The sequence below is a fragment of the Bradyrhizobium sp. LM2.9 genome, from assembly GCF_054056555.1.
The window spans coordinates 4,853,040-4,878,236 of the sequence record NZ_JBSRYJ010000002.1 but is presented as its reverse complement, the minus strand read 5'-3'; the positions used below and the strand labels follow the sequence as shown (position 1 = coordinate 4,878,236).

17 protein-coding genes, 1 tRNA gene and 5 pseudogenes are annotated in these 25,197 nt (G+C 62.3%); 19 read left to right on the top strand and 4 right to left on the bottom strand.

Going from position 1 to position 25,197, the window contains the following annotated elements; translation table 11 throughout:
- The first annotated feature begins 17 nt into the window (after window positions 1-17).
- The 3 genes and pseudogenes from ACVWW3_RS25395 to ACVWW3_RS25385 all read left to right on the top strand — a co-directional run bounded on the left by ACVWW3_RS25395 (window position 18) and on the right by ACVWW3_RS25385 (window position 2,251).
- Window positions 18-858, top strand: a pseudogene (locus tag ACVWW3_RS25395) (shikimate dehydrogenase).
- A gap of 65 nt (window positions 859-923) precedes the next feature.
- A complete protein-coding gene (locus ACVWW3_RS25390; protein WP_456648289.1) occupies window positions 924-1,550 on the top strand; it encodes a hypothetical protein in 627 nt (208 codons plus the stop codon).
- A 73-nt stretch (window positions 1,551-1,623) separates the two neighbouring features.
- Window positions 1,624-2,251: pseudogene (locus ACVWW3_RS25385) on the top strand (hypothetical protein).
- A gap of 130 nt (window positions 2,252-2,381) precedes the next feature.
- Here the strand turns inward: ACVWW3_RS25385 and ACVWW3_RS25380 are convergent.
- On the bottom strand, window positions 2,382-3,518 hold the full coding sequence (locus ACVWW3_RS25380; RefSeq protein ID WP_354052584.1) for an alpha-hydroxy acid oxidase: 1,137 nt from the start codon (window positions 3,516-3,518) through the stop codon (window positions 2,382-2,384).
- A gap of 132 nt (window positions 3,519-3,650) precedes the next feature.
- On the opposite strand from ACVWW3_RS25380, the gene ACVWW3_RS25375 reads away from it, so the two are divergent.
- From ACVWW3_RS25375 to ACVWW3_RS25320, 12 genes and pseudogenes are all read left to right on the top strand, one after another.
- Window positions 3,651-3,818, top strand: coding sequence for a hypothetical protein (locus tag ACVWW3_RS25375; protein ID WP_247353068.1), 168 nt, complete (start codon window positions 3,651-3,653; stop codon window positions 3,816-3,818).
- A gap of 221 nt (window positions 3,819-4,039) precedes the next feature.
- Complete coding sequence (gene glmM, locus ACVWW3_RS25370; protein WP_247447639.1) at window positions 4,040-5,386, top strand: phosphoglucosamine mutase; 1,347 nt, start codon at window positions 4,040-4,042, stop codon at window positions 5,384-5,386.
- A 96-nt stretch (window positions 5,387-5,482) separates the two neighbouring features.
- Window positions 5,483-6,733, top strand: a complete 1,251-nt coding sequence (locus tag ACVWW3_RS25365) for an MFS transporter (RefSeq protein WP_456664301.1) — start codon at window positions 5,483-5,485, stop codon at window positions 6,731-6,733.
- A gap of 226 nt (window positions 6,734-6,959) precedes the next feature.
- Window positions 6,960-7,787 carry an outer membrane protein gene (locus ACVWW3_RS25360; protein ID WP_247353070.1) on the top strand — a complete coding sequence of 276 codons (828 nt, stop codon included), beginning with the start codon at window positions 6,960-6,962 and terminating at the stop codon, window positions 7,785-7,787.
- Window positions 7,788-8,018: 231 nt separating this feature from the next.
- A complete protein-coding gene (locus ACVWW3_RS25355; RefSeq protein ID WP_456648292.1) occupies window positions 8,019-8,783 on the top strand; it encodes an outer membrane protein in 765 nt (254 codons plus the stop codon).
- A gap of 71 nt (window positions 8,784-8,854) precedes the next feature.
- On the top strand, window positions 8,855-9,445 hold the full coding sequence (locus ACVWW3_RS25350; protein ID WP_247447637.1) for a glutathione S-transferase family protein: 591 nt from the start codon (window positions 8,855-8,857) through the stop codon (window positions 9,443-9,445).
- Between the two features lie 25 nt (window positions 9,446-9,470).
- Window positions 9,471-9,936 (top strand): annotated as a pseudogene (locus ACVWW3_RS25345) (GNAT family N-acetyltransferase).
- A gap of 158 nt (window positions 9,937-10,094) precedes the next feature.
- Window positions 10,095-10,301: a hypothetical protein gene (locus ACVWW3_RS25340; protein WP_247353076.1), complete on the top strand. Its 207-nt coding sequence runs from the start codon at window positions 10,095-10,097 to the stop codon at window positions 10,299-10,301.
- 79 nt (window positions 10,302-10,380) lie between these two features.
- On the top strand, window positions 10,381-11,553 hold the full coding sequence (locus ACVWW3_RS25335) for a phosphoserine transaminase (protein WP_456648294.1): 1,173 nt from the start codon (window positions 10,381-10,383) through the stop codon (window positions 11,551-11,553).
- 119 nt (window positions 11,554-11,672) lie between these two features.
- On the top strand, window positions 11,673-13,262 hold the full coding sequence (serA, locus tag ACVWW3_RS25330; RefSeq protein WP_247353079.1) for a phosphoglycerate dehydrogenase: 1,590 nt from the start codon (window positions 11,673-11,675) through the stop codon (window positions 13,260-13,262).
- Window positions 13,263-13,421: 159 nt separating this feature from the next.
- Window positions 13,422-14,596: pseudogene (locus ACVWW3_RS25325) on the top strand (thiolase family protein).
- Window positions 14,597-14,872: 276 nt separating this feature from the next.
- Window positions 14,873-16,438: an FAD-dependent monooxygenase gene (locus ACVWW3_RS25320; RefSeq protein ID WP_456648295.1), complete on the top strand. Its 1,566-nt coding sequence runs from the start codon at window positions 14,873-14,875 to the stop codon at window positions 16,436-16,438.
- A gap of 67 nt (window positions 16,439-16,505) precedes the next feature.
- On the opposite strand, the pseudogene ACVWW3_RS25315 reads toward ACVWW3_RS25320, so the two are convergent.
- Window positions 16,506-19,942 (bottom strand): annotated as a pseudogene (locus ACVWW3_RS25315) (PAS domain S-box protein).
- 579 nt (window positions 19,943-20,521) lie between these two features.
- Between ACVWW3_RS25315 and ACVWW3_RS25310 the strand changes: the two are divergent.
- A complete protein-coding gene (locus ACVWW3_RS25310) occupies window positions 20,522-20,956 on the top strand; it encodes a phasin (RefSeq protein ID WP_456648297.1) in 435 nt (144 codons plus the stop codon).
- A 194-nt stretch (window positions 20,957-21,150) separates the two neighbouring features.
- Window positions 21,151-21,227: transfer RNA gene (locus ACVWW3_RS25305), tRNA-His, on the top strand.
- Window positions 21,228-21,362: 135 nt separating this feature from the next.
- Here ACVWW3_RS25305 and ACVWW3_RS25300 read toward each other — a convergent pair.
- Window positions 21,363-23,120 (bottom strand): DUF262 domain-containing protein, encoded by a 1,758-nt coding sequence (locus tag ACVWW3_RS25300; protein ID WP_456648298.1) that lies wholly within the window; start codon window positions 23,118-23,120, stop codon window positions 21,363-21,365.
- A 159-nt stretch (window positions 23,121-23,279) separates the two neighbouring features.
- Here ACVWW3_RS25300 and ACVWW3_RS25295 point away from each other — a divergent pair, with 159 nt between their 5' ends.
- Together ACVWW3_RS25295 and ACVWW3_RS25290 are read left to right on the top strand one after the other, a co-directional pair.
- Window positions 23,280-23,816, top strand: a complete 537-nt coding sequence (locus tag ACVWW3_RS25295) for a DarT ssDNA thymidine ADP-ribosyltransferase family protein (RefSeq protein WP_456648299.1) — start codon at window positions 23,280-23,282, stop codon at window positions 23,814-23,816.
- A 17-nt stretch (window positions 23,817-23,833) separates the two neighbouring features.
- Entirely contained in the window at window positions 23,834-24,484 is a 651-nt protein-coding gene (locus ACVWW3_RS25290; RefSeq protein WP_456648300.1) for a DarT1-associated NADAR antitoxin family protein, read from the top strand.
- A 134-nt stretch (window positions 24,485-24,618) separates the two neighbouring features.
- Here ACVWW3_RS25290 and ACVWW3_RS25285 read toward each other — a convergent pair whose 3' ends face one another.
- Entirely contained in the window at window positions 24,619-25,116 is a 498-nt protein-coding gene (locus ACVWW3_RS25285) for a hypothetical protein (protein WP_456648301.1), read from the bottom strand.
- Window positions 25,117-25,197 lie beyond the last annotated feature (81 nt).

Below are 25,197 nucleotides of genomic sequence, written 5' to 3'. Positions count from 1 at the left end.
GACGCTCCCAGGGAAGGATGACCGTGACCAATGCTCCCGCAGCCTGTCTGATCGGATGGCCGGCCGCGCATTCGCGCTCGCCGCTGATCCACCATTACTGGCTGCGCACGCTCGGGATCGAGGGCGGCTATCTCATCGAGGCGGTTCCACCCGATAATTTGCGCGACTTCGTGCTGCGGCTGTCACTGCGCGGCTTCGCGGGCGCTAATGTCACCATCCCGCACAAGGAAAGCGTGCTTGAGCTCTCGAAGCCCGATGCCCGCGCGCAGGCGGTCGGAGCGGCCAACACGCTGTGGTTTGCTGACGGCGAGCTGCGCTCGACCAACACCGACGTCGAGGGTTTCGTCGGCAATCTCGACGCCAGCGCGCCCGGATGGGACGCAGCCGGCGAGGCGCTGGTGCTTGGCGCCGGCGGCTCCTCGCGTGCGATCGTGTTCGGGCTGCTCGAGCGCGGCTTCAAGCGCATCCATCTCGCCAACCGAACCATCGCGCGGGCCGAGACGCTTGCAAGACAGTTCGCACCGAACGTGCATCCTGTTACATGGGACGCCGTGAACGACCTCCTGCCGCGCGCAAAACTTCTCGTGAACACGACCTCGCTCGGCATGCACGGTCAGCCTCCACTCGACGTTGAGGTCGCCCGCCTGCCGGACGGCGCCGTGGTCGCCGATCTCGTCTATGTTCCGCTGATGACGCCGCTGCTGGCGGCCGCAAAGGCGCGCGGGCTGAAGACCGCCGACGGCCTAGGCATGCTGCTGCATCAAGCGGTTCGCAGGCTTCGAGCTGTGGTTCGGCCAGCGGCCGCAGGTCACGGCCGAGCTGCGCGCGCTGGTCGAGGCCGATCTCACAAAGACTTGAGAGAATAGCGCGTAATCTCCGGCGTTCTATGTCCGTAGGGACAATAGGGACAATCGGAGACCATCATGTCTGTTCAACGTGCAACTTTCACACGTCCGCTCATCGCCGTCGCGATGGTGGCCGTCTCGACCCTCTCGGCACTTGCGCAAAGGGCGCCGGTGCCGACGCGCGTGCGCGGCACGATCGAAAGCGTCAATGGCGATACGATGCAAGTCAAGTCGCGCAGTGGTGAGGATGTCAAACTCCACATCGCCTCTGGCGTAAACGTGTCGGGCGTTACCAAAATTTCACTCGCCGACATCAAGACCGGCTCCTTTGTCGGTGCCACCACCGTGCCGGGACCGGACGGCGGTGCGAACGCGGTCGAGGTCCACGTGTTTCCGGAGAGCATGCGCGGCACCGGCGAGGGGTCGCGGCCCTATGACCTCAAGCCCAACTCCAGCATGACCAATGCGACCGTGTCGGAGAGCGTGGTCGGCAATGACGGCCATACGCTGCTGGTCAAATACAAGGACGGCGAGAAGAAGGTGTTCGTCGCTGACAACACCCCGGTGGTGACCTTCGTGCCTGGCGACAAATCCGATCTGAAGGCCGGCGCCAAGGTGATCGCCTTCATGAAGCAGTTGCCGGACGGCTCATTCGAGACCAACCGCGTCAGCGTCGGACGCGATGGTCTGACACCGCCGATGTGATTATTGCAGCCGGGAATAGCGGTGGTCACGCGGGGTTGCCGTACTGATCGCCGCAACTCCCTGGAGGGATATCATGCCGAAAGTGAACAACTGGATGCCACGCCTCGTCGTGGCCGCATTCGCCGCTTGCATCGTTACGTCATCCGTCTCGGCGCAGCAGGCGCCGACGGTCCGCATCCGCGGCACCATCGAGAGCGTCGACGGCAACATGCTCGATATCAAGAACCCGCGAAGGTACTGACGTGAAAGTGCGCATGACCGACAACGTCGCCGTCTTCGCGGTGGTGAAGACCTCGCTGTCGGAGATCAAGGACGGCTCCTATATCGGCGTCACCGGCCTGCCCGAGCCCGACGGCACCCAGAAGGCGATCGCCGTGCACATCTTCCCCGAAAACCAGCGCGGCGCGGCCGAAGGTTTTCGTCCCTGGGACGCCCGCGCCAATTCGACCATGACCAACGCCACGGTCTCACAGACGGTGAAGGGCACAGACGGCCAGAACATCACGGTCAAGTACAAGGACGGTGAGAAGAAAGTCGTGGTTCCGCCGGACACGCCGATCGTCACCTTCGTCGCGAGCGACAAATCCGAGCTCAAGCCGGGCGCCAAGCTGATCATTTTTGGTGCGGCGAAGAAGGACGATGGTTCGCTGGAAGCCAACCGGGTGAATGTCGGCAGGGACGGCGTGACGCCGCCGATGTGAGGCGTGAAACTGGCGGAGTCCGGCGCGCTAATACAAGGGTGGGCAAAGGCGCAACGCGCCGTGCCCACCAGCTTTCAACGATCGCAGCAAAATGGTGGGCATGCTTTCGCTTTGCCCACCCTGCGGCGCCTCACATCGCAATGATATGATCGTCGATCTCGTCGATCCTGTTGACGCCGCACAGGCCCATGGTGGTGAGCAGCTCCTTCTGGATGATGTCGATCGCCTTGGCGACGCCGGCCTGGCCCCCGGCGCCCAGGCCGTAGGCGTAGGCGCGGCCGATCATGCAGGACTTTGCGCCGAGCGCGAGCGCGCGCATCACGTCCTGGCCGGAGCGGATGCCGCCGTCGAACATGATCTCCATCCTGTCACCGACCGCGTCGGCGATCTCGGGCAGCACCTCGATCGATGACGGGGCGCCGTCGAGCTGACGCCCGCCATGGTTCGACACGACGAGGGCCTGCGCGCCGGTCTTGGCGGCCTCCTCGGCGTCCTCGACGTCCAGAATGCCCTTGATGACGAGCTTGCCCGGCCAGATGCTGCGGACCCACTCGATGTCCTTCCAGTTCAGCGAGGTGTCGAACTGCGAGGCGGTCCATTCCGCGAGGCGATTGAGGTCCTCGGTGTTCTTCACGTGGCCGGCGATGTTGCCGAAGGTGCGGCGCTTGCCCTGCAGCACGCCGGAGACCCACGCCGGCTTGGTCGCGAAATCCAAAAATTTCGACAGCGTCCACTCGGGGGGGATCGTCATGCCGTTCTTGATATCGGCATGACGCTGGCCGATGACCTGGAGGTCGACGGTGAGCACGAGGGCGCTGCACTTGGCGGCCATCGCGCGCTGGATCAGCTCCTTGATGAAGCCGCGGTCCTTCATCACGTAGAGCTGGAACCAGAACGGCTTCTCGACATTGGCCGCGATGTCCTCGATCGAGCAGATCGACATCGTCGACTGCGTGAACGGGATACCGGCGGCTTGCGCGGCGCGGCAGGCATGGATCTCACCATCGCCATGTTGCATGCCGAGCAGGCCCACAGGTGCCAGCATCAGCGGCATGGTCGAGGGCTCGCCGAGGATCGTGGTCGCGGTGTCGCGTTTGGAGACGTCGACCAGGATGCGCTGGCGGAACTTGATCGCCTGCATGTCATCGCGGTTGGCGCGCAGCGTTTCCTCGGCGTAGGAGCCGCGGTCGCAATAATCGAAGAACGCCTTCGGCACGCGGCGCTGATGCAGTGTGCGAAGATCGTCGATACAGGTGATATGCTTCATGAATTTTTCCCCGGCCCGTCTTTGCATCAGGAGTCTTGCATCGGAAGTCTTGCATCGGAAGATCGAGGGGTCATCTAGCATGGTTGGATGCTCAGCCAAATCGTTTGCATCCTTTGTGGAGAGGAGGTCGCCATGACGAGACCGCACGCCGGACCGACTCCGGAAGAGATCAAGGAGAAGCATGATCTCGAGGAAGCGCTGGAAGAAGGTCTGGAAGAGACCTTTCCGGGCTCCGATCCCGTCAACGTCACCCAGCCGGCGCCGAGCCGCGGCGACGGCCATGTGAAGCGCTCCAGCTAGGGGCGGGTTCCGCGCTGTTTCGGCGTTTTTCGCCGGGAATATAGTGTTAACAAGACGTTATCGGCGCCGTGGCGCGCCGGGTTCCGTAATGATTGATCATATTTTTTGAAGCCAAGTTAGCCGTGATGGCTCTATAAGAGCTCAGCAAATCAGGGATGCGGGGCCCGTTGGGGCACCCGGAGGTTGTAGTGGGGACCCCTGGTTGTTGCGTGGGGGACGATATGAGCCGCAAATATTTCGGGACGGACGGGATCCGGGGCCGCGCCAACGGACTGATCACGCCGGAGCTCGCGCTCAAGGTCGGCCAGGCCGCAGGCCTTGCGTTTCAGCGCGGTGACCACCGCCACCGGGTCGTGATCGGCAAGGACACCCGCCTGTCCGGCTACATGATCGAATACGCGATGGTCGCGGGCTTCACCTCGGTCGGTATGGACGTGCTGCTGGTCGGCCCGATGCCGACGCCGGCGGTGGCGATGCTGACCAAGTCGATGCGCGCCGATCTCGGCGTGATGATCTCGGCCTCGCATAATCTGTTCGAGGACAACGGCATCAAGCTGTTCGGCCCGCAGGGCTTCAAGCTTTCCGACGACGTCGAGAAGCAGATCGAGCAGCTGCTCGACGAGCCCATCGGCAAGCGTCTCGCACAGAGCGCCAGTCTCGGCCGCGCCCGCCGCATCGACGGCGTGCATGACCGCTATATCGAATTCGCCAAGCGCACGCTGCCGCGCGATCTGTCGCTCGACGGCCTGCGCGTCGTGGTCGATTGCGCCAATGGCGCCGCCTACAAGGTGGTGCCGGAAGCGCTGTGGGAGCTGGGCGCGGACGTGATTCCGATCGGTGTCGAGCCCGACGGCTTCAACATCAACAAGGAATGCGGCTCGACCTCGCCGGAAGCGCTGTCGAAGAAGGTGCGCGAGATGCGCGCCGACATCGGCATCGCGCTCGACGGCGACGCCGACCGCGTCATCCTGGTCGACGAGCGCGGCCATATCGTCGACGGCGACCAGTTGCTCGCGGTGATCGCGCAGAGCTGGAAGGAAGACGGACGGCTGTCGCGGCCGGGCATCGTCGCCACCGTGATGTCCAATCTCGGCCTCGAACGTTTCCTGAAAGAGCAGGGGCTCGATCTCGTGCGCACGCCGGTCGGCGACCGCTACGTGCTCGAGCAGATGCTGAACGGCGGCTACAATCTCGGTGGCGAGCAGTCGGGCCACATCATCCTGTCCGACTACGCCACCACCGGCGACGGCTTCGTTGCCGCACTGCAAGTGTTGGCCGTGGTGCAGAAGCTGCGCCGGCCGGTGTCGGAAGTCTGCCACCGCTTCGATCCGCTGCCGCAGATCCTCAAGAACGTCCGCCACAAGGGCGGCAAGCCGCTCGACGACACCAGCGTTAAATCGGCGATCTCCGACGGCGAGCAACGGCTCAACGGCCATGGCCGCCTGCTGATCCGCTCTTCCGGCACCGAGCCGGTGATCCGCGTCATGGCCGAGGGCGAAGACCGCATCCTGGTCGAGGACGTCGTCGACACCATCGTCTCGGCGCTCGGACAGGCAGCGGCGGCCTAGGCGCATCCCAGCCATCGACGATTGGCGGTGGTTTGGCCGCCCCGGTCATCGTAGTCAGGCCGTGCGGCGGTTCGCCGCGCCTGCCGGGATACTCCATTGAACAAGCCTGTCATCGTCTCCGAGGAAACGCTGACCGAGCCCGTCGTCATCAGCGACGTGACGCCGGCGGCGAAGTCGGCCGCAGGGCCGGCCTATGTCGTGCTTGCCGGCATCAGCTTCTCGCACTTCCTCAACGACACCATGCAGTCGCTGATCGCTTCGGTGTATCCTATCCTGAAGGACACCTACGCGCTCGACTTCGCGCAGATCGGCATGATCACGCTGGCGTTCCAGTTCACGGCCTCGCTGCTCCAGCCAGTGGTCGGCCACTACACCGACAAAAAGGCGCAGCCCTATTCGCTGTCGATCGGCATGGCCTCGACTTTCTTCGGTCTCTTGCTGCTCAGCGCCGCCCACCAATATCTCGTCATCCTCGTCGCCGCCGCGTTGGTCGGTCTCGGCTCGGCAGTGTTTCATCCCGAATCCGCGCGCATCGCGCGGCTCGCCTCCGGCGGCCGCTACGGCTTTGCGCAATCGGTGTTCCAGCTCGGCGGCAGTTTTGGCACCTCGATGGGACCGGTATTGGCCGCGCTCATCGTCGTGCCGTTCGGGCAGGGCAGCATCGCCTGGTTTTCCTCGATCGCTTTCCTCGCGATCCTCATCCTCTGGCGCATCGGCCGCTGGTACGAACCGCAGATCAAGGCGAAGAAGACGGTCGCGATCGAGACCCATCCCGACGCGCCGAGCTCGCGTCGCGTCACCGTTGCGCTCCTCGTGCTGGTCGCGCTGCTGTTCTCGAAACAGCTCTACGTCTCGAGCCTGTCGAGCTATTACATCTTCTATCTGATCGACCGCTTTGGCGTGTCGACCCAGGCGGCGCAGATGTATCTCTTCGTTTTCCTCGCAGCGAACGCGGTCGGCGCTTTTCTCGGCGGTCCCCTGGGCGATCGCTACGGCCGCAAGATCGTGATCTGGATCTCGATCCTGGGCGCGCTGCCGTTCACGCTGGCGCTGCCCTATGCGGGGCTCTATGCGAGCGCGGTGCTCTCGGTGATCATCGGCCTGATCATCTCTTCGACGACGTCGTCGATCATCGTGTTCGCGCAGGAGCTGGTACCGCATCGCTTCGGCATGATCTCCGGCGTGTTCTTCGGCGTCGCCTTCGGCATCGGGGGCCTGGGCGCGGCCGTGCTCGGCAAGCTCGCCGACCACACCTCGATCGAGTTCGTCTACCAGGTCTGTGCCTATCTGCCGGCGATCGGCCTGCTCGCGGTGTTCCTGCCCAAGCTGCCGCGGCACGTCCGTTAACGCATCCTGTCTTGCCGCAACGCGGCTTCATACAACGTTAGCGATTGCGACGTTCAGCCGCCGCATTTTTGCAGCGCTCTTGCCGCATCGGCGTGTGAGTTGAGAAAAAATCAACCTTAAAAATTAGGGTTAAGTGGCGCTTAAACATTTGCTGGCATCGTCCGGGCCGTGAGTTTCCAGAACGTGAGGCGCCGTATTTGCCTCACCGGCCAAAAGGACGAAGCCAATGCGTAGCGTTAAGTCTCTCCTTGCCGCGGGTGCGGCAACCCTGATGTCCTCGATGGCGTTCGCCGCCGACATGCCGATCGCAGCGCCCCCTCCGATGTACGCGCCCCCGCCGCCGCCCTCGGACTTCGGCGGCTGGTATCTGCGCGGCGACGTCGGCATGACCAACCAGAGCGCCAAGCGCATCGACAGTGCTACTGCAGCAGCGTTCCCGACCACGACGACGGGGCTCGGTTTCGACTCCTCGCCGCTGTTCGATCTCGGCGTCGGCTATCGCTTCAACAACTGGTTCCGCGCCGACTTGATCGGTCAGTACCGCGGCAAGGCCAATCTGCACGGTGCGGACAACGTCATTGCGCCCGGCTTCGTTGGTTCCAACAATTACAGCGGCAGCAAGTCCGAGTGGGTCGTCATGGCGAATGCCTATGTCGATCTCGGCACCTGGTGGTGCATCACGCCGTTCATCGGCGCCGGTGTCGGCGGCTCCTACAACAAGATCAGCGGCTTCCGTGACGACGGCGTGTCATACAGCCCGTTGCTGAACAACAGCGTCGCCTACTTCGCCGACAACGGGAAGTGGAATTTGGCCTGGGCGGCTCACGCCGGTCTCGCCTACAGGGTCAATCCCGGGTTCACGGTCGAACTGGCCTACAGCTACATGAACCTCGGAGACGCGGCGCCCGGCAACTACCGCTTGTTCGACAACAGCGCCTCCGGTCCGTCCACGATCAAGATCAAGGAGCTCACCTCGCACGATATCAAGCTCGGCGTGCGCTGGGATCTCAACAGCCCGCCGGCCTACATGCCGCCGCTCGTCACCAAGGGCTGATCGTCAGCCTGATCGCTTTAGACTTCTTAACGGCGCGGGATCATCCCGCGCCGTTTTGCTTTGCGTATTTTTCATGGCTTCACCGCGACGAAAGTCCGCGGCGCAACCATTGGTTAAGGTTAACGGGCCATGATCACGAGCGAAAGTTCGAGTTCGATGGAGCGTTCGATGCGTAGGCTTTTGTTGGCGGCGGCGATATTGGGGACGGTCTCTGCCGCGGACGCGGCCGACATGCCGGATCTTCCCGTCCTGCGCGGCGGCTTCACCGACGGCTTGAGCAAGTCCAACGTCAACTGGCAGGGAAGCTATATCGGCGCCCAGGGCGGCTATGGCTCGTCGGACGAGAACTTCAATGGCTCGACCAGCAACATGATGGCGGCATTGTTGGCCGATACCTTGATCGAAAGTTCGATGGGCGTATCGCAGTGGAACCTCGGACTTGGCAAAGCTTCACAGCGCACCAGCGGCTACGGCGCTTTCGTCGGCTACAATGCCCAGTGGGACGATGTCGTACTCGGCCTCGAAATCAGCTACCTGCACGGCAAGTTCGGAGGAATGGCGACAGCATCAGAGCGGCGCGTCAGCGCCACCGTCCTGTCCGACAACAATTTTCACGATGTCACGGCGACTTCCACGTCATCGATCAACATCAGCGACATGGCGACATTCCGCGGCCGCGCAGCTTACGCCTGGGGATGCTTCCTGCCCTACATGTTCGCCGGTCTCGCACTCGGGAATGCCGACATCATCCGCACGGCCAATGTGCAGGACCGCATCAGCGCGACCCAACTCGGTACCTATACCCCACTCGTGCCGCTGAACTCGACGGACGCCCAGCATAACCACTTGATCTACGGCTACACCGCCGGTCTCGGTGTCGACGTCAATCTGGTCGGTGGCCTGTTCTTCCGCGGTGAGTACGAATATGTTCGCTTCAGCTCGGCGGTCGACACCAGCATCAACACCGTCCGCGCCGGTCTCGGCTATAAGTTCTGACGCGCCTGCGCGGGCTGATTGACAGGCCGCTTCCGTCCTGATGCTCTGTCGCTGAACGCACGGGGGCAGAGATGCGGATCTACGGCGATACCAATTCCGGCAATTGTCTGAAGGTGAAGTGGGTCTGCGACAAGCTCGCGTTGCCTTACCGATGGATCGAAATAGATACGCGCAAGGGCGAGACGCGCACGCCGCAATTCCTCGAGATGAACGGCGCCGGCCAGGTGCCAGCCGTCGCCTTCGACGACGGTCGCACGCTGGCGCAATCCAATGCCATCATCCGCTATCTCGCACGCGACAGCGCGCTCGTTCCGCGCGATGCCTTCACGGCCGCCAAGATGGACGAGTGGCTGTTCTGGGAACAATACAGCCACGAGCCCTATATCGCGGTGTGCCGCTTCCAGCTCATCTATCTCGGCAAGGGCGCCTCCGAGCTCGATCCTGAAAAGGTCAAGCGCGGCTATGCGGCGCTCGACCGCATGGAGCAGCATCTCGCCGGCAGCCGTTTCCTTGCTGGGGACGCGGTTTCGCTCGCCGACGTGTCGCTGCTCGCCTATACCCGCGTTGCGCATGAAGGCGGCTTCGATCTCGGCCGCTTTGCCGCCGTCCGCCGCTGGATCGCCGAAACCGAGACCTTTCTCAGGCTTCCCAAGGTGCGGTAAGGCGCGCTGAGGCAGGAGTATCGCAATGAACGCTGAATCCGTCTCCATTCGTCCGGCGCGCCGCGAGGATGTTGCTGCGATCGTCGCGATGCTCGCCGACGATCGTCTCGGGAGCGCACGCGAGCGCGTGGAAGATCCGTTGCCTGGGGCTTATTACGAGGCGTTCGCGCGGGTCGGGCGCGATGAAAATCTCCAGCTCGTGGTTGCCGAGAGCGAGGGCAGGGTGGTCGGCTGCCTGCAACTCGCGATCCTGCCCGGCATCAGCTCGCAGGGCGGTATGCGCGGTCTGCTCGAAGATGTCCGCGTCGCTTCCGATTGCCGCAGCCGCGGGCATCGGCGAGCAATTGGTGCAATGGGCGGTGACCGAAGCGAAAGCGCGCGGCTGCAATCTGGTCGAATTGCTGACTCATCAGACGCGAACAGATGCGCAGCGCTTCTACAAGCGGCTCGGATTTACATCGAGCCACGTCGGCATGACTGTTCGCTTTTGATGCAACGCGCCGCGAGCGTTGCACGATCAGCGAAATCGGATCGCGTGTTCGGTCATGTTAAGAGCTGATAAACTACCCGTTCGTGGTTCACGTGGAACCGGGAGCGAACGGTGCTACGGCAGCGTCTGCAACCGGGCTCGGTCGGTTCGGGGATTTCGATGAAAAGCTATTCGATAATCAAGGTCGGCAACGATTACGTCGTGCAGGCCAATGACAAATGCATTTTGAAAGTCGGCAGCCGCCGCCGTGCCGCGCAATTGATCAGCGATGCCACGGGCTTGCTGAACGCGCTTGCAGTGGTCGAATCCCCGGATATCGCACCGGAGGCGCCATCACTCGCGCGTGAGGTCCCGGAACTTCCTTGACGACTCTTCCCGTTTCCCGTATCAGCCGCGGCGGGACACCTCCCCCCAACGGGAGGCTTACTATCTGGAAGGGTAGACTATGACTGTAGCGAAGCCCGCTTCGCGGCCGAACGTGCCGCATTTTTCCTCCGGCCCCTGCGCCAAGCGCCCCGGATGGAATGCCCAAAATCTCAAGGACGCAGCGCTCGGCCGTTCGCATCGCGCGAAGGTCGGCAAGACCAAACTCAAGCTCGCGATCGATTTGACGCGCGAAGTGCTTGAAGTGCCCGCCGATTATCGCATCGGCATCGTGCCGGCCTCCGATACCGGCGCGGTCGAGATGGCGCTGTGGTCGATGCTGGGTGCGCGGCCCGTCACCACGCTCGCCTGGGAATCCTTCGGCGAAGGCTGGGTCAGCGACATCGTCAAGGAATTGAAGCTCAAGGACGTCACCAAGCTCAACGCTGGCTACGGTGAACTCCCCGACCTCTCCAAGGTCGATCCGAAGTCCGACGTCGTCTTCACTTGGAACGGCACCACATCAGGCGTGCGCGTGCCGAACGCTGACTGGATCAGCGCGACCCGCGAAGGCCTGACCATCTGCGACGCCACCTCGGCCGCGTTCGCGCAAGCCCTCGACTGGGCCAAGCTCGACGTCGTCACCTTCTCCTGGCAGAAGGCGCTCGGCGGCGAGGCCGCGCACGGCATGCTGATCCTGTCGCCCCGCGCGGTGGAACGGCTCGAAACCTACAAGCCGGCCTGGCCGCTGCCGAAGATCTTCCGCATGACCAAGGGCGGCAAGATCAACGAGGGCATCTTCGTCGGCGAGACTATCAACACGCCGTCGATGCTCTGCGTCGAGGATTATCTCGACGCGCTGAACTGGGGCAAGTCGATCGGCGGCCTGAAGGCGCTGATCGCGCGCGCCGACGCCAACACCAAGGTGCTCGCCGACTGGAAGGCGAAGACGCCGTGGATCGACTTCCTCGCCAAGGACGCCGCGATCCGCTCCAACACTTCGGTGTGCCTGAAGTTCACCGATCCCGCGATCACCTCGCTCTCCGAGGACGCGCAGGCTGACTTCTCCAAGAAGCTGGTGGCGCTGGTCGAGAAGGAAGGCGCGGGCTACGACTTCGCGTACTATCGCGACGCGCCCGCCGGCCTGCGCATCTGGTGTGGTGCGACCGTCGAGGCCAGTGATGTCGCGCGGCTGACGCACTGGATCGACTGGGCTTTTGCCGAGACCAAGGCCGCGCTCGCCAAGGCGGCGTGAGCTTTCTTTCTTAGCCTCTCCCCGAACGAACGGGGAGAGGGAGAAGAAACCGCTCCGAGACATCAACTTATTCCGGTCGAAGGCCGCCCTGGTTTCAGGGAAGGTAGAGGATTATCCCCATGACCAAACCCAAAGTTCTCATTTCCGATGCGCTCTCTCCCGCAGCCGTGCAGATTTTCAAAGACCGCGGCGTCGAGGTCGATTTCCAGCCCAATCTCGGCAAGGACAAGGACAAGCTCGCCGAGATCATCGGCAATTACGACGGCCTTGCGATCCGCTCCGCGACGAAAGCGACCGCCAAGATCCTCGAGAAGGCCACCAACCTCAAGGTGATCGGCCGCGCCGGGATCGGCGTCGACAACGTCGAGATTCCCGCCGCCACGGCCAAGGGCATCATCGTGATGAACACGCCGTTCGGCAATTCGATCACGACCGCCGAGCACGCCATCACCCTGATGCTGGCGCTGGCGCGCGAGATTCCGCAGGCGGACGCTTCGACCCAGGCCGGCAAGTGGGAAAAGAATCGCTTCATGGGTGTCGAGATCACCGGCAAGGTGCTCGGCGTCGTCGGCTGCGGCAACATCGGCTCGATCGTCGCCGACCGCGCGCTCGGCCTGCGCATGAAGGTGATCGCGTTCGATCCGTTCCTGTCGCCGGAGCGCGCCAGGGACATCGGCGTCGAGAAGGTCGATCTCGACGATCTCCTGAAGCGCGCCGATTTCATCACGCTGCATACGCCGCTGACCGAGAAGACCAAGAACATCATCGATGCTGCCGCGATCGCCAGGATGAAGAAGGGCGTGCGCCTGATCAACTGCGCCCGCGGCGGCCTCGTCGACGAGCAGGCCGTGGTCGACGCCTTGAATTCCAAGCATATCGCGGGCGCCGCCTTCGACGTCTTCGTCGAGGAGCCCGCCACTGCGAACGTGCTGTTCGGTCACCCCAACGTGATCTGCACGCCGCATCTCGGCGCGTCCACCACCGAAGCGCAGGAGAACGTCGCGCTCCAGGTCGCCGAGCAGATGTCGGATTACCTGCTGACCGGCGCGATCTCGAATGCCGTCAACTTCCCCTCGATCACCGCGGAAGAGGCGCCGAAGCTGAAGCCGTTCATCACGCTCGCCGAGAAGCTCGGCTCGTTTGCCGGCCAGCTCACCGAGACCGGCATCCTCAAGGTCGAGATCACCTATGAAGGCCACGTCGCCGAGATGAAGATCAAGGCGATCACCTCTGCGGTATTGTCGGGCCTGCTGCGGCCGATGCTGGGCGAGGTCAACGTCGTGTCCGCGCCCGTCGTCGCCAAGGAGCGCGGCATGGTGGTCGACGAGATCGTGCGCGCCGCGCAGAGCGACTATGAGAGCCTGATCACCGTGACGGTCGCGACCGAACGCCAGGAGCGCTCGGTCTCCGGCACCGTCTATCACGACGGCAAGCCGCGCCTCGTCGACATCAAGGGCATCCGCGTCGACGCCGAGTTCGGCAAGTCGATGATCTACGTCACCAACGAGGACAAGCCGGGCTTCATCGGCAAGTTCGCAGGGCTTCTCGGCGACGCCAAGATCAACATCGCGACCTTCCATCTCGGCCGTGTCGAGCAGGGCGGCGATGCCATCGCGCTGGTCGAAGTCGACGGCGCGGTGCCGGCCGATCTGCTCGCAAAGGTGCAGGCCCTGCCGCAGGTCAAGCAGGTCAAGGCGCTGACGTTCTGATACGCCCACATATTCCGACCAGCGGAACAACGCCGCCCTCTCGCGAGGGCGGCGTTTTGTTTGGCTGGTAGGCCCCAGTAATTTCCCCGCCGCCTGCAAACTTTGTGTACCAATGGCGCCCAGGACGCTCCGTACCATCGTTCGAAAAGGGAGAAGACAATGCGTGAAGCCGTCATCGTTTCCTATGCGCGCACGGGCCTCGCAAAATCCGGCCGCGGCGGGTTCAACATCACGCCGCCGATGTCGCTGGCGGCCCACGCCATCCAGCACGCGGTGAACCGCGCCGGTGTCGAGAAGGACTATGTCGAGGATTGCTATCTCGGCAATTGCGCCCATGGCGCGCCGAACATCGGCCGCCAGGCCGCGCTGCTCGCCGGCCTGCCGACGACCACCGCCGGCGTCTCGGTGAACCGCTTCTGCTCGTCGGGGCTGCAGACCATCGCGATGGCCGCCAACTCGATCCGCTCCGACGGCGCCGATTGCATCGTCGCCGGCGGCGTCGAGAGCATCTCGATGCCGGGCGGCGGGACGCCGAAGGAGACGATCGATCCGGAATTGCTCAAGGTCGCGCCTGACATCTTCATGGCGATGATCGACACCGCCGACATCGTCGCCGAGCGCTACAAGCTCAGCCGCGAATACCAGGACGAGTTCTCGCTGGAATCGCAGCGCCGCATGGCGGCATCCCAGCAGGCGGGCAAGTACAAGGACGAGATCGTCCCGATGAAGACCAGGATGAAGGTCGTCGACAAGCAGACCAAGGCGGAGAGCATCGTCGACTACGTCGTCGATCGCGACGAGTGCAATCGCCCCGAGACCACGCTGGAAGGCCTCGCCAAGCTCGAGCCGGTGAAGGGCCCCGGCAAGTCCGTCACCGCCGGCAATGCCAGCCAGCTCTCGGACGGCGCCGCCGCCGTGGTGCTGATGGAAGCCAAGGACGCGGAGAAGCGCGGCCTGAAGCCGCTCGGCCGCTTCGTCGCCTGGGCGACCGCCGGTTGCGAGCCCGACGAGAGATGGGCATCGGCCCGGTGTTCGCGATCCCGAAGCTGCTCAAGCGCACCGGCCTGAAGATCGACGACATCGATCTGTGGGAGCTCAATGAGGCGTTCGCCAGCCAGTGCCTCTACTCGCGCGACAAGCTCGGCATCGATCCCGCCAAGTACAACGTCAACGGCGGCTCGATCGCGATCGGCCATCCCTTCGGCATGACCGGCGCCCGGCTCACCGGCCACCTCCTCCAGGAAGGCGCCCGTCGCAAGGCCAAGTGGGGCGTCGTGACGATGTGCATCGGCGGCGGCCAGGGCGGCGCGGGCCTGTTCGAGATCTATAGCTGAGATCAAGCGATATGAATGCGAAAGGCACGGCGCGGCAAGCGCCGTGCCTTTTTCGTTGCGCGTCGATCGCCACGAAACTATATAGCTCGTGTCGGAAAAGGCAGACTTGGTCTGGTAAGCCCAAGTCCTTTCGGTAACGAAAGCTCTGGTCTTTGGCCTTGTGCACGAGATCCCCGCGACGAACATCGGACGCCACCAAGGCGCCCCATCGTTCGTCCGTGTGATTCTCGAAGCCCAGGGAACGCTCCGGTCGAACATCGACCACAGGAGCGTCTCATGCAAACTCAATCGTCAAATCTGCAATCCTCTAGTCCATACGACGTCGTCATTGCGGGTGCCGGCCCCGTCGGCCTGTTTCTCGCGTGCGAGTTGCGGCTCGCCGGTCTCCAGGTCCTGGTGCTGGAGCAATCGCAAGACCCGCATTCGGCGCTGAAGCAACTCCCGTTCGGCCTGCGCGGCCTTTCGATCCCCACACTCGAGGCGTTCCACCGGCGTGGCTTGCTGGACGATATCGTGGCCGCGCAGCACCTTGCCTCAGGCGCCATCAAGTCCGCTGCCCATTGGATGCAGCAGACGCGACGGCCCGCAGGTCATTTCGCCGGCATCCAGTTCTATCAGGACAACATCGATGTCGCGAAGTGGCCCTGGCGTCTGCCAACGCCGGCCGATGCCAGCATCGCGGTCGATATGGAAACTCTCGAATCCGTTCTGGCCGCGCGCGCATCCCGCCTGGGCGTCGAGATCCGGCGCGGCTTCGGCGTCGATGCTGTTGCGGCCTCCGACCAAGACGTGATGGTGCAGGCGGCCGGCGAGACCTTCCGGGGACGCTGGCTCGTCGGTTGCGACGGCGGCCGCAGTACGGTGCGCAAGATGAGAGGCTTCGACTTCGTCGGCACCGCCCCCGAATTCACAGGCTATTCCGTCGAAGTCGAGCTGGCCGATCCGGATAAGCTAAGCCCGGGCCGCAACTACACGCCGACGGGCATGTATACCTTTGCGCAGCCTGGAACGATCGCGATGGTCGATTTCGACGGTGGTGCCTTCCACCGGACCGAGCCGATCACACCCGAGCATGTGCAGAAGGTCTTGCGACGAGTCTCCTGCACCGACATCACCATCACAGCGCTTCGGCTTGCCGCAACCTGGACGGATCGGGCCTATCAGGCCACGACATATCGCAAGGGGCGCGTGCTCCTGGCCGGCGACGCCGCCCACATTCACTCGCCGCTCGGCGGCCAAGGCCTCAATCTCGGTCTCGGCGATGCGATGAATCTGGGCTGGAAGCTGACGGCTGCGATCCGCGGATATGCACCCGCCGATCTCCTCGATACCTATTCGCGTGAGCGGCATCCTGTCGGCGCGCAGATCCTCGACTGGTCGCGCGCGCAGGTCGCGATCATGCGGCCGACGCCGAGCACGCGCGCGCTCCAGGCCATCATGCGCGATCTGATCGAGACCCGGGACGGTGCGAGCTATTTCGCCGAACGCGTGCGCGGCGTTTCGCTCCGCTACGATCCCGGCGGCAGCCATCCGCTTGTGGGCCGCAGTGTTCCCGATTTCGAATTGCTCGATGGAACGACGGTCGGAGAACGCCTCCGGACGGCGAAAGGTCTATTGCTGGATTTTGACGCTCGATCACCGCTTCAAGCGCTTGCGAGCCACTGGAGTGGTCGGATCGATTACGTCGCTGATGACACCAGGGATCGGCTGGGCCTGAGCGCCGTGCTGGTGCGCCCCGATGGTTTTGTCGCGTGGGCCAGTGACGATGCGGCCGACGAGGAGGAAGCTGCTCAGGCCGCATCGCGATGGTTCGGCGAATCCGCGGCGCGCGCATCCGCGTAGCCCGCATGAGCGGAGCGATATGCGGGACCTTTCACGGGTGTCGCTTCGCTCACCCTGACTACGCCGTTCACGCCTTCGCCAGCGCCGGTGCGAACACCACCTCGATCAGCGAGCCGGAGTTCGCCGCGCTCTTGATGTTGAACCGGGCGCGGTTGGCTTCGACCAGGGCTTTGGTCAGCGACAGGCTGAGCGCCGAATTGTCTTCGGCATCGCCGGGCGGTGGCGTCCGGAACGGCTCCATCGCGGCGGCGACTTCGCGCTCGCTAAGGCCATGGCCGGTGTCGCGGATGCGAAGGGCGACCTCGCCGTGGTCGGACAGCGCCGTCGAGACGATGACCTGGCCGCCGGCGCTGGCAAGCCGGATCGAGTTCGAGATCAGGTTCATGGTGATCTGCCGCATCGCGCGCGCATCCACGCTCACCTGCGGCAGCGCATGGCCGAGCGAGGTGCGGATGATGATGCGCTCGCGGTTGGCCTGCGGCTGCATCACGACCACGCAGGCTTCGACCAGGTCATTGAGGTTGAGATTGGCGAAGTTGAGGTCGAGCTTGCCGGTCTCGATCCGCGACAGCTCGAGCAGATCGTCGATGATGGCGATGACGCGCTCGCCGGAGGCGCGGATGTCCTTCATGTACTCGCCGTAGCGCTCGTTGCCGAGCGTGCCGAAACGTTCGGAGATCATCACCTCGGAAAAGCCGATGATGGCGTTGAGCGGCGTGCGGATCTCGTGGCTGATCCGCGCCAGCATGTCGGCCTTTGCATTCGCAGCGCCGTCGACGAGGCGGCGGGCCTGCGTCAGCTCGCTCTCGCCCTGCTTGCCGTGCGAGAGGTCGCGGAAACACGGCAAAGAAGTTCGGGCCGTCGGGCCTGGTGCGGCCCATGATCATCGCGAGCGGAATGACGCCGCCCTTCTTCTCGCGCCCCAGCACCTCGCGGCCGTGGTCGAGCAGGCTCGCGATGTCCTGGCTCTTGAGGTTTTCGAGATAGTCGACGACGACATGCTGGCTCTCCGGTGCAAACAGCGTCACCAGATTCTGCTGCATCAGCGTCTCGCCGTCATAGCCGAACAGCGCCTCGGCGCTGCGGTTGCAGGCGTGGATGTTGCCTTCAGCGTCGAACATGACGATGCCCTCGGCCGTGGTGTCGAGGATCGCGGCGAGATCTTCCGCGGCCGCATCGCCGGCCTCGGGCTCGGGCGCGAAGGGGACGGTCTCCGGGACAATGGTCTCGGTGACGACGGTCTCCGCGATGACGGATGCAGCGGCAACAGGTGAAGCCTGCGGCAGCGCGCAGATCAGCGCGTGCGCGCTCTCGCCGTCCCAGTCGATCGTGTGCAGATGCGCCTCGGTGGTTGGCAGCGGCGCTTCGCCATTGGCGAGCGTCGCGCTGATCGTAACAGGCGTGCCGCCTTGCGACGTGCTGCTGGCCGCGGACACGCCCGGCTCGACATAAAGCGCGTCGAGCCCGCCGGCGTTCTCCAGTGCGCTCAGGCCGGCATAGCCCATGCGCGCGAGGAAGGCGGGGTTGGCGTAGAGCAGGCGGTCGAGCCGATAGATCAGGATGCCCGTCGGCAGCAGGTCGAGCAACGCGCGGTCGCGCGTGCTGTGGCCGTGCGCGGGTGGCGCGGGTTCGTTCAACCATTCGGCCGGTGCGTGTGGGGCTTCCGTCTCCAGCGTCGGCGGTTCGGGCGTGATCTCTGCCGCCGGCGGCTCGGATGAAGCCGCGATGGTTTCCTTGTCGCGTTCGAGGCGCTCGGACAATTGCCGGGCCAGCTCGTTGAACGCGCTGTTCTCGACCGGCGTCAGCGTCGGCGATCTGGTGTCGCCGGGCGCTCGGAACTGGCAGGACATTGGGAGGCGTTTCCACTGGCGTTTCCGGATCGGTTGGGTGTGAATTCGCTTCGGTGACGGGTTCGGGCAGTTCAGCTTCAGGCTCAGGTGCGGGCGGCTCGATCGGTGGAGGCGGCGCCTCCGGTTCAGACTTCGCTTCGGGCTCGGGCTCGACCACATCGGCGGACAGGCTTTGCGGCGCCGGCGGTTCGGCCAGCAGTTCGAAACGCCTGAGCGCCTCAAGCCGGTTGAGGCCGTCGACATCGCGACAGACGCCAAATCCCTTGAAGCCCGCGAAATTGCGCGCGTGATCATAGACGGGCAGCCCTGCAAGCTCGACCGGCAGATGCTCGCCGCCATCGGCCGGCCAGTTCACGGTGATCCCGGCCCAGGTGTCCTCGCTTGCAAGCGCCTGCGCCACGCGGCTTTCAGGATCGAGCGCAAATGCGTCGGCGATCTCGCGCCACGGGCGGCCGAAGCCGGAGGCCGTGTGCGCGCCGATCAGGCGGATGAACTCGCTGGTTGCGAGCACAAAGCGGCCCTCTGCATCCATCTGCCAGAGAAAGCGCAGCGGATGCTGACGCGGTGCGGGCGGCTCTTCGTGGCCCGATGGCGGCTCGACCATGTGTGACGTGATCGGCGCGGCCTGCGGCGACACGATGGCCTCTGGCGAGTTTTCAACCGGAGTCTTTTCAACCAGAGTCTTGTCAACCGGAGTCTTGCACGCGGCTTCGGCGACGGCTTCCTCGACCGCTTCCTGGATCGTGGCGATCTCTGTCGTCGGCTCGCTCAAAGGCGGTTCGTGCGCGATGGTCCCGGTTGCTTCCGGCGCTTCGAGCGGCTCGGCAAAGGCGTCGAACAGCACGAATTCGGATGGAGCCTCGTTCGGCAGCGCGGGTTGCGCATGCTCCGGCACGGCGGCTGGAGGCGCGGGCGGCGCAGCCTCGGGCTGAGCGATCTCCTCGCGCGCGATGTCTTCTTTGGCTTCAGGCGCAGCATCCGCCTCCGCCGTCGCAGCCGCCTGCACGGCAGGCTCGATCAGCGCGACCAGGCCGACATCGGCCCCGCTGCCGACCCGTTGCAGCACCATCTGGCCGATGCCGATCGGCGTCTCGGCGCGGCCCTGGCGGAGCGCATCGCTGCGCGCCTGATCGAGGCCGGCATCAGTGAGATCGCGGAAGCCGAGCAGGGGACGGGCGGTCTCGCTGGCGCCGACGAACAGGCCGTCGGGCGCGAACGCCGCCATCGGCACCTTGGCGTTATCGACGAGACGAAGCAGGCGCTCGACCAGCGGCATGGTGCGTAAGCCGGGGTCCATCGCGGTGACGAGGACCGCGCGGCCGCCATCGGCGAAGTCGAGCCGCGCGCAGGCGCAGGTCATCAGGGTGCCGAGCCGCGCGCCGAAGCCGCGCAGCCGTTCGAGCCGGATGGCTCCGTTCGGAGGTAGCCGGCCGGCAAGCCGGACGACCTGGCGACGGTGGCTGTCGGCGGGCCCGAAGGTCTTGTCCGCCAGCGCAGTGGCATTGGCCGCGCCAAACAGCTTTGCGCCGACCGGATTGGCCCAGAGCACGCGCGTGCCGTCGATCGACCAGAGCCAGGCGGGCAGCGGGGAGGTCGCGTGCACGGCCAGCCGGGGATCGCCCACACCTCGCAACTGGAAATCCGAACTCGTCATCCGACCGGCTTCGCGTCTCGCTTGTCAGCATCAGGGTGCAAGGCTGCCGGGAATGACAGCCTTAAGAAAGGGTTAGTATCGCGCGCCGGCGCGGGCAGGTCCACGGCGCCGGTCCCTGGCGGCGGCCCAAAGCCGCGATAACCTTAATGTGGCTGACCCCGCAAGCCGCTGCGCGCTTGCATCCCCATCCTTCGAGACGCCCGCTTTTTGGCGGGCTCCTCAGGATGAGGGCGGATGACGCGGCACAGATCGGCAGGCACCCATGCCGCCCAGCCTCATCCTGAGGAGACCGCGCAGCGGTCGTCTCGAAGGACGAGGCGCGCGCTCAAATTCCCACCCAAATACCTCAACCAAGGGTTCCCCATCCTCGGAACCTCATCCTCGCCGCGATTAAATTTCGCAATGCACCCTTCCAGCCCGTTGCGTTGCACAATGTTGACATTTTAGGCAGGCATGGTCCCCGCGCTGGGCGAGCCATCATCCGTTTTGCGTTTCCAGTCTTCGTTCCCGTCACCCGGTTGGCCGGCGGGTGCGGCCTGAAGGCTCACTCCGCTTTTTCATTAGTGTGAGGGACAACCCATGACAGGTACGACTGATCCGTTTTCTGCCTCGATCATTCCGTTCGAGGTCCCCGAGCAGATGCGTGCGTTCGCCGAAAAGGGCGTGTCGCAGGCCCGCGAGAGCTACGCCAAGTTCAAGGACGCGGCCGAAACCCACAACGGCACCGTCGAGGCCGTGTTCACCTCCGCCAACAAGGGCGCGAGCGAGTACACCGCCAAGTTGGTGGAGTTCATGAAGGCCAACACCACCGCGCAGCTCGACTTTGCCCAGCAGCTGTTCAGCCTCAAGTCGCCGGCGGAAGCGCTGCAGCTGTGGACCGGCCATACCCGCACCCAGCTCGAGACCTTCCAGTCCCAGGCCAAGGAGCTGGTCGAGCTGACCCAGCGCGTCGCCGCCGCGACCGCCGAGCCGATCAAGGCCAGCGCCGCCAAGCTCTACACGCCCGCCGCCTGATCTGGCTGGCTGGTTTGAGTTAAGAAACCCGGGCCTAGAGCCCGGGTTTTGCTTTGGAAATAACGTCGTTGAGGGCACGATTTGGGCGTCTTGCGGCCTTGCCAAAAACGCCCGTTGCACCTAGTTTCCGCCCCGTCCAGCCCCCCTTAGGTCACGGCCCTTTCAGGGCGCCCAGAGGCGCGGCTCGCAAGGATGCAGTTGTAGCTCAGTTGGTTAGAGCGCCTGTCTGTGGAACAGGAGGTCGGTGGTTCGAGCCCACCCAACTGTACCAGCAATGCGGACGACTTTCCCATGTCAGCAACTTAGCCCGGACCAAGGGTCGGGCGTTGCTGCTCGGAAACCGCGCAATTTGATTTCCTCTGCTCTGACATGACTAACCGCGCTGGCCGCAAAGCCTATCCCTGCCTCAGTAAGGCCAGCGTTTCAGGGCCCAGTCAGCTACTATCTTTGAACGCGCTTGAATGGCCTTGGCATCCCACACCTTTGCCTTCGCCACTTCCCGTGCCGAGGCAAAAATCGAGTCTGCGTAAGCCTTCTTCTTGGTCGCAAATTCGCTCTGACCAGCCGATGGATTCATCGTACCGGTAAGGGGAAGTAAGTTACCCCAGGTATGCACAAGCTTTTCATAGCCGTCCGGAATTACCTTCTCCCAAACCTCCGTTGGCGTTTGAGGAGCAATGTGTTCGATTTGATGCTCGTCTGACGGAGACTCACCCTTAAGGCTCAGTTCGTACTCACGAAGAGCATAATTCGCGATCTTCCTTCTATAGAGTTCGCCCGTCTCGACGGCAGCACGAAATTCGGAATCCTTTGGCCAGTTGATCGTCGGCTTGCCGCTAATGATATCGCGCGTTCGTGTTGGCGTGACGATCTCGTCGAGATTGCTACCTTGAGCATCGCCAACAAGTTCTTGCCAAAGACTTTTAAACACCGCGTGGAGGCCCGTCGGCTCGATGCCCGCGATGGCTCGACGAAACAGAAACGACTCCACGGCATCGAGAGTTGCGCATGTATTTTTCTCGGATAAACGTCCGAGTTCAAACGAGCGCAGCAGCTTCAGCAGGAAGGGATAAATAGATGACGGGCGACCGGAGCGGTAGATGCGATTGACACGAAGCCCGAGTTCAGGGTGTTCGGACTGATAGTCAACACCCGAAGCCAGGGCTAAGTAGGCAGGCTGATACTGCTCTAGATCATCAATGATCGCCTTAGGATTGGATTGATCCCACGACTTTCGAAGCGCTGCGAAGAGGTCTGCCTTCTTCACGTTCGGATTGTGCATCAAACCATAGGGAAATAGAAATCTGTCGAGATCGGCATTCTTATCAGCGAAGCGACCGACGAAAGGCTCCCAACGTGACTCGAACAGGTGCAATGCGGTCTTAGGATCATCGCCCGATCGGGCAAATACTTCGTTTCGCACAAGGTCGGCGACAGTCACCGGTTCTGCGCCGTAGTTGAGTCGCTCAAAGATCTTCGGTGCAACAGTTGGATCGCGTAGCGAAATTGAAACTACGCTTAGTCGCGTCGCCACGACCTCAACTCGATGTTCGAGAGCCTTTAGCCCCTGATCGCGCATCAGTTTGGCCAAGTCCGATCTAATTCGCCGGTATTGCGCGGTCATTGTCCCATCTGCCTTGCCGCTTGGGACGGGTGGCTTCGGCAGATTGGAGGCAACGATCTGATGATTTGCGAAATTCTTGATTTCGATAATGCGCTTCCAGAGCGCAGCAAATTGCCCCCGATCATTGAATGAAGGGACTAGTTTTGTATTTACGTTGAGGCCGGACATCGGCCTCACCAGTAAGTATCGTCCCATAACATCGGACGCCCAGTCGAGTTCACCTGTTGCGGCCGCGACTTCAACAGCCGCCATGACGCAAAGGTAAAGCGTCGTCACACGCTGTTGCCCATCGACGATCATCCAAGTGGGCGGCCGTCCAGGGCCAGACCCTCTCCCGAATGATACTATGACACCCAGGAACTCGGCAGCATTCGTCTCGTCATCAATCTCGTCGATGTCCTGCAGAAGGGCCTTGTAATGGCTCTCCTTCCACATGTATGGACGCTGAAACAGTGGAATTTCCAGGACATTGTCCCCCGCGACAAGATCATAGAAACTAGACTCTTCGGGTACGTCGGTTACCTTCAGCTTGCTATCCATCGATACCCCTCTTGCGAACGCTTCCGCACATTTCTGCGCTGCCTAATTATGACGACGTGCAACCGACGCCTTGTTTGTTCTCGTTGTGTTCTATTACATCTCGATCGTTGCGTCTACCCTACGCCGCTCGCTAAAGTAGCGGCTTTCGAGGAGAGATGTATGGATTTGGATCGTTTTCTGACTCAGGTACTTGGAAAGAGTTCGCAGCATCAGAAATTCTATCATTTTACCGACCGCTGCAATTTGCCTTCTATACGTCAGAATGGCCTCCTTGCAACCGCACAGCTTCGAAGCAAGGGGATGTTTGATAAGATAAAAACTGGAGGGGACGACAACAGCTTGAGCAGTGATCGCGAGAAAGGCACCGACGGATACGTTTGCTTGTGCTTCACGCGCAATCATCCGATGGTCCACATCGCTACGAATGACGAGCGGAAGTTGGATGCTACGTATCTTGAGATCGATCCTTCGATAATCAAGCGTCCTGGCGTCATGATAACAGACGCACCGTCTAACCAATCAGGTGTTCAACGTGTTGCTGCCGCTGCAGCCCTAGATAGCTTGGATCTAGACGTAATCTATAATCGTACAGATTGGAGTGATGCCGCTGTTCAAGCTCGTCTGCAGAAGGCGGAGAAGTATGAAATATTGATCCCAAAGAACCTAGAAATTGCGCACATTGTTGGTGGGCTATAGCCCGATACGAGAGATTGATGGCTGAAAGACCGGTATTCGTGCCTTTGGAAAAGGGCAGCCAGCTTGTGCAAGAAGTCCTAGTTCGTTTTCAGTGGCATCCTGGACTCGCGGCATCTCAAAAGAAGAAGAATGTACAAGAGCTTCACCACTCTGCTTCGGAAATAGGTCTTTCACCTCTACTAGAGATATCGAGCAAATCTGAGTTGGAGGTGGGACAAAAACTAAGTGCGTTTCATTTGAAGATCATCGTGGAGGGTCAGTCGACGACAGTCGAATCCGCGTTCCAAGGCAGCAAGGTATTTGAGTTCGGCGGACCTTTTGTCGATCTCCTTCATAAACCCAGCAGGGAGGCGAAGCGCGACAATCGTGTCCGCGAGTCCGGGCGACTCATACGCTTTGAGCTCGAGGGTAGATCGTATCCCACGTCGCCGATGACCTTATTTTATGATTGGCTTTACTTTCAGGCTCTATCTCCGCACCGGGACTGGATATCGCGTCGGAACGAATGGGCGGGATTTACAGATATTGAGTTCAATCCTGAGCGCTCGGTGAATTGCCAGGCGCGTTCGTTCGCCGCGTTTATCGCTCTGTTAAAGCGGGGGCGATTAGAGCAAGTAATGTCGTCCTTCGAAGCATTTCGAGAACAGATGGAGACTGCATCACTTTAGCTGCCCCGGCGCATTCACCGACGCCCGTTATTGACGAACCTTCTTGCAGTAATAAAGCGCGATGTATGGAGGCATCACCTCATACGGCTCATCCGGCAACATAAACTAGTGCACTGGCACTATGATCTGCGGTGTCACTCTGATTGGTCAGAGCAATTCGTCAATGACTCCGCAATGACGTCGTCGAACAGTTCGATAAACGCCTTACCTCCGAGCAAAAGGTCGTCGTTATCGAATTTCCGGCTGTATTCGGCGACGCCCGGAACCAACCGGTCGAAAACATCCAAGTTTTCGATTTCAAAGGCGAACTTCGGATCATTCTCGCAGTAGATCCTGAAGGTTACCGGCGGCCGGATGCAGTAAGGATTTCCTCCAGTATCGACCCCAACTTCAAAAGTCAGAGCGTCACCAAAGTCTGGACTGGACTTCAGCCATCGATTGCGGCGGCGCTTGAATCCGAGCGCGATACAAAATTCATCCGCAAATGGAACGAAATCACGCTTCTTTCCGGACCAATTGACTGGTCTGATACCCAGACGCTCTCTTTCAGGCTTGTGCAGACTACGGAAAAAAGCAGTCTCGCCTTCACGAAATGCCGCATCGAAGTAGATTTTCTTGTAGCGCTCAAACAAGCACGAGATCAGCGGTGGAGCTCGAAACGGCTCTTCGACGACCCTGTTGAGAAAAAGTTCATCCAGAAGGCGCGAGCGTAG

What these genes read in the sequence shown, in the direction of transcription:
- glmM (WP_247447639.1), top strand. Translation starts at nt 4,040, where the DNA reads ATGAGCCGCAAATATTTCGGGACGGACGGGATCCGGGGCCGCGCCAAC.
- ACVWW3_RS25290 (WP_456648300.1), top strand. Translation starts at nt 23,834, where the DNA reads ATGGCTGAAAGACCGGTATTCGTGCCTTTGGAAAAGGGCAGCCAGCTT.
- ACVWW3_RS25340 (WP_247353076.1), top strand. Translation starts at nt 10,095, where the DNA reads ATGAAAAGCTATTCGATAATCAAGGTCGGCAACGATTACGTCGTGCAG.
- ACVWW3_RS25320 (WP_456648295.1), top strand. Translation starts at nt 14,873, where the DNA reads ATGCAAACTCAATCGTCAAATCTGCAATCCTCTAGTCCATACGACGTC.
- ACVWW3_RS25300 (WP_456648298.1), bottom strand. Translation starts at nt 23,120, where the DNA reads ATGGATAGCAAGCTGAAGGTAACCGACGTACCCGAAGAGTCTAGTTTC.
- ACVWW3_RS25355 (WP_456648292.1), top strand. Translation starts at nt 8,019, where the DNA reads ATGCCGGATCTTCCCGTCCTGCGCGGCGGCTTCACCGACGGCTTGAGC.
- ACVWW3_RS25380 (WP_354052584.1), bottom strand. Translation starts at nt 3,518, where the DNA reads ATGAAGCATATCACCTGTATCGACGATCTTCGCACACTGCATCAGCGC.
- ACVWW3_RS25310 (WP_456648297.1), top strand. Translation starts at nt 20,522, where the DNA reads ATGACAGGTACGACTGATCCGTTTTCTGCCTCGATCATTCCGTTCGAG.
- ACVWW3_RS25390 (WP_456648289.1), top strand. Translation starts at nt 924, where the DNA reads ATGTCTGTTCAACGTGCAACTTTCACACGTCCGCTCATCGCCGTCGCG.
- ACVWW3_RS25350 (WP_247447637.1), top strand. Translation starts at nt 8,855, where the DNA reads ATGCGGATCTACGGCGATACCAATTCCGGCAATTGTCTGAAGGTGAAG.
- ACVWW3_RS25335 (WP_456648294.1), top strand. Translation starts at nt 10,381, where the DNA reads ATGACTGTAGCGAAGCCCGCTTCGCGGCCGAACGTGCCGCATTTTTCC.
- ACVWW3_RS25375 (WP_247353068.1), top strand. Translation starts at nt 3,651, where the DNA reads ATGACGAGACCGCACGCCGGACCGACTCCGGAAGAGATCAAGGAGAAG.
- serA (WP_247353079.1), top strand. Translation starts at nt 11,673, where the DNA reads ATGACCAAACCCAAAGTTCTCATTTCCGATGCGCTCTCTCCCGCAGCC.
- ACVWW3_RS25295 (WP_456648299.1), top strand. Translation starts at nt 23,280, where the DNA reads ATGGATTTGGATCGTTTTCTGACTCAGGTACTTGGAAAGAGTTCGCAG.
- ACVWW3_RS25360 (WP_247353070.1), top strand. Translation starts at nt 6,960, where the DNA reads ATGCGTAGCGTTAAGTCTCTCCTTGCCGCGGGTGCGGCAACCCTGATG.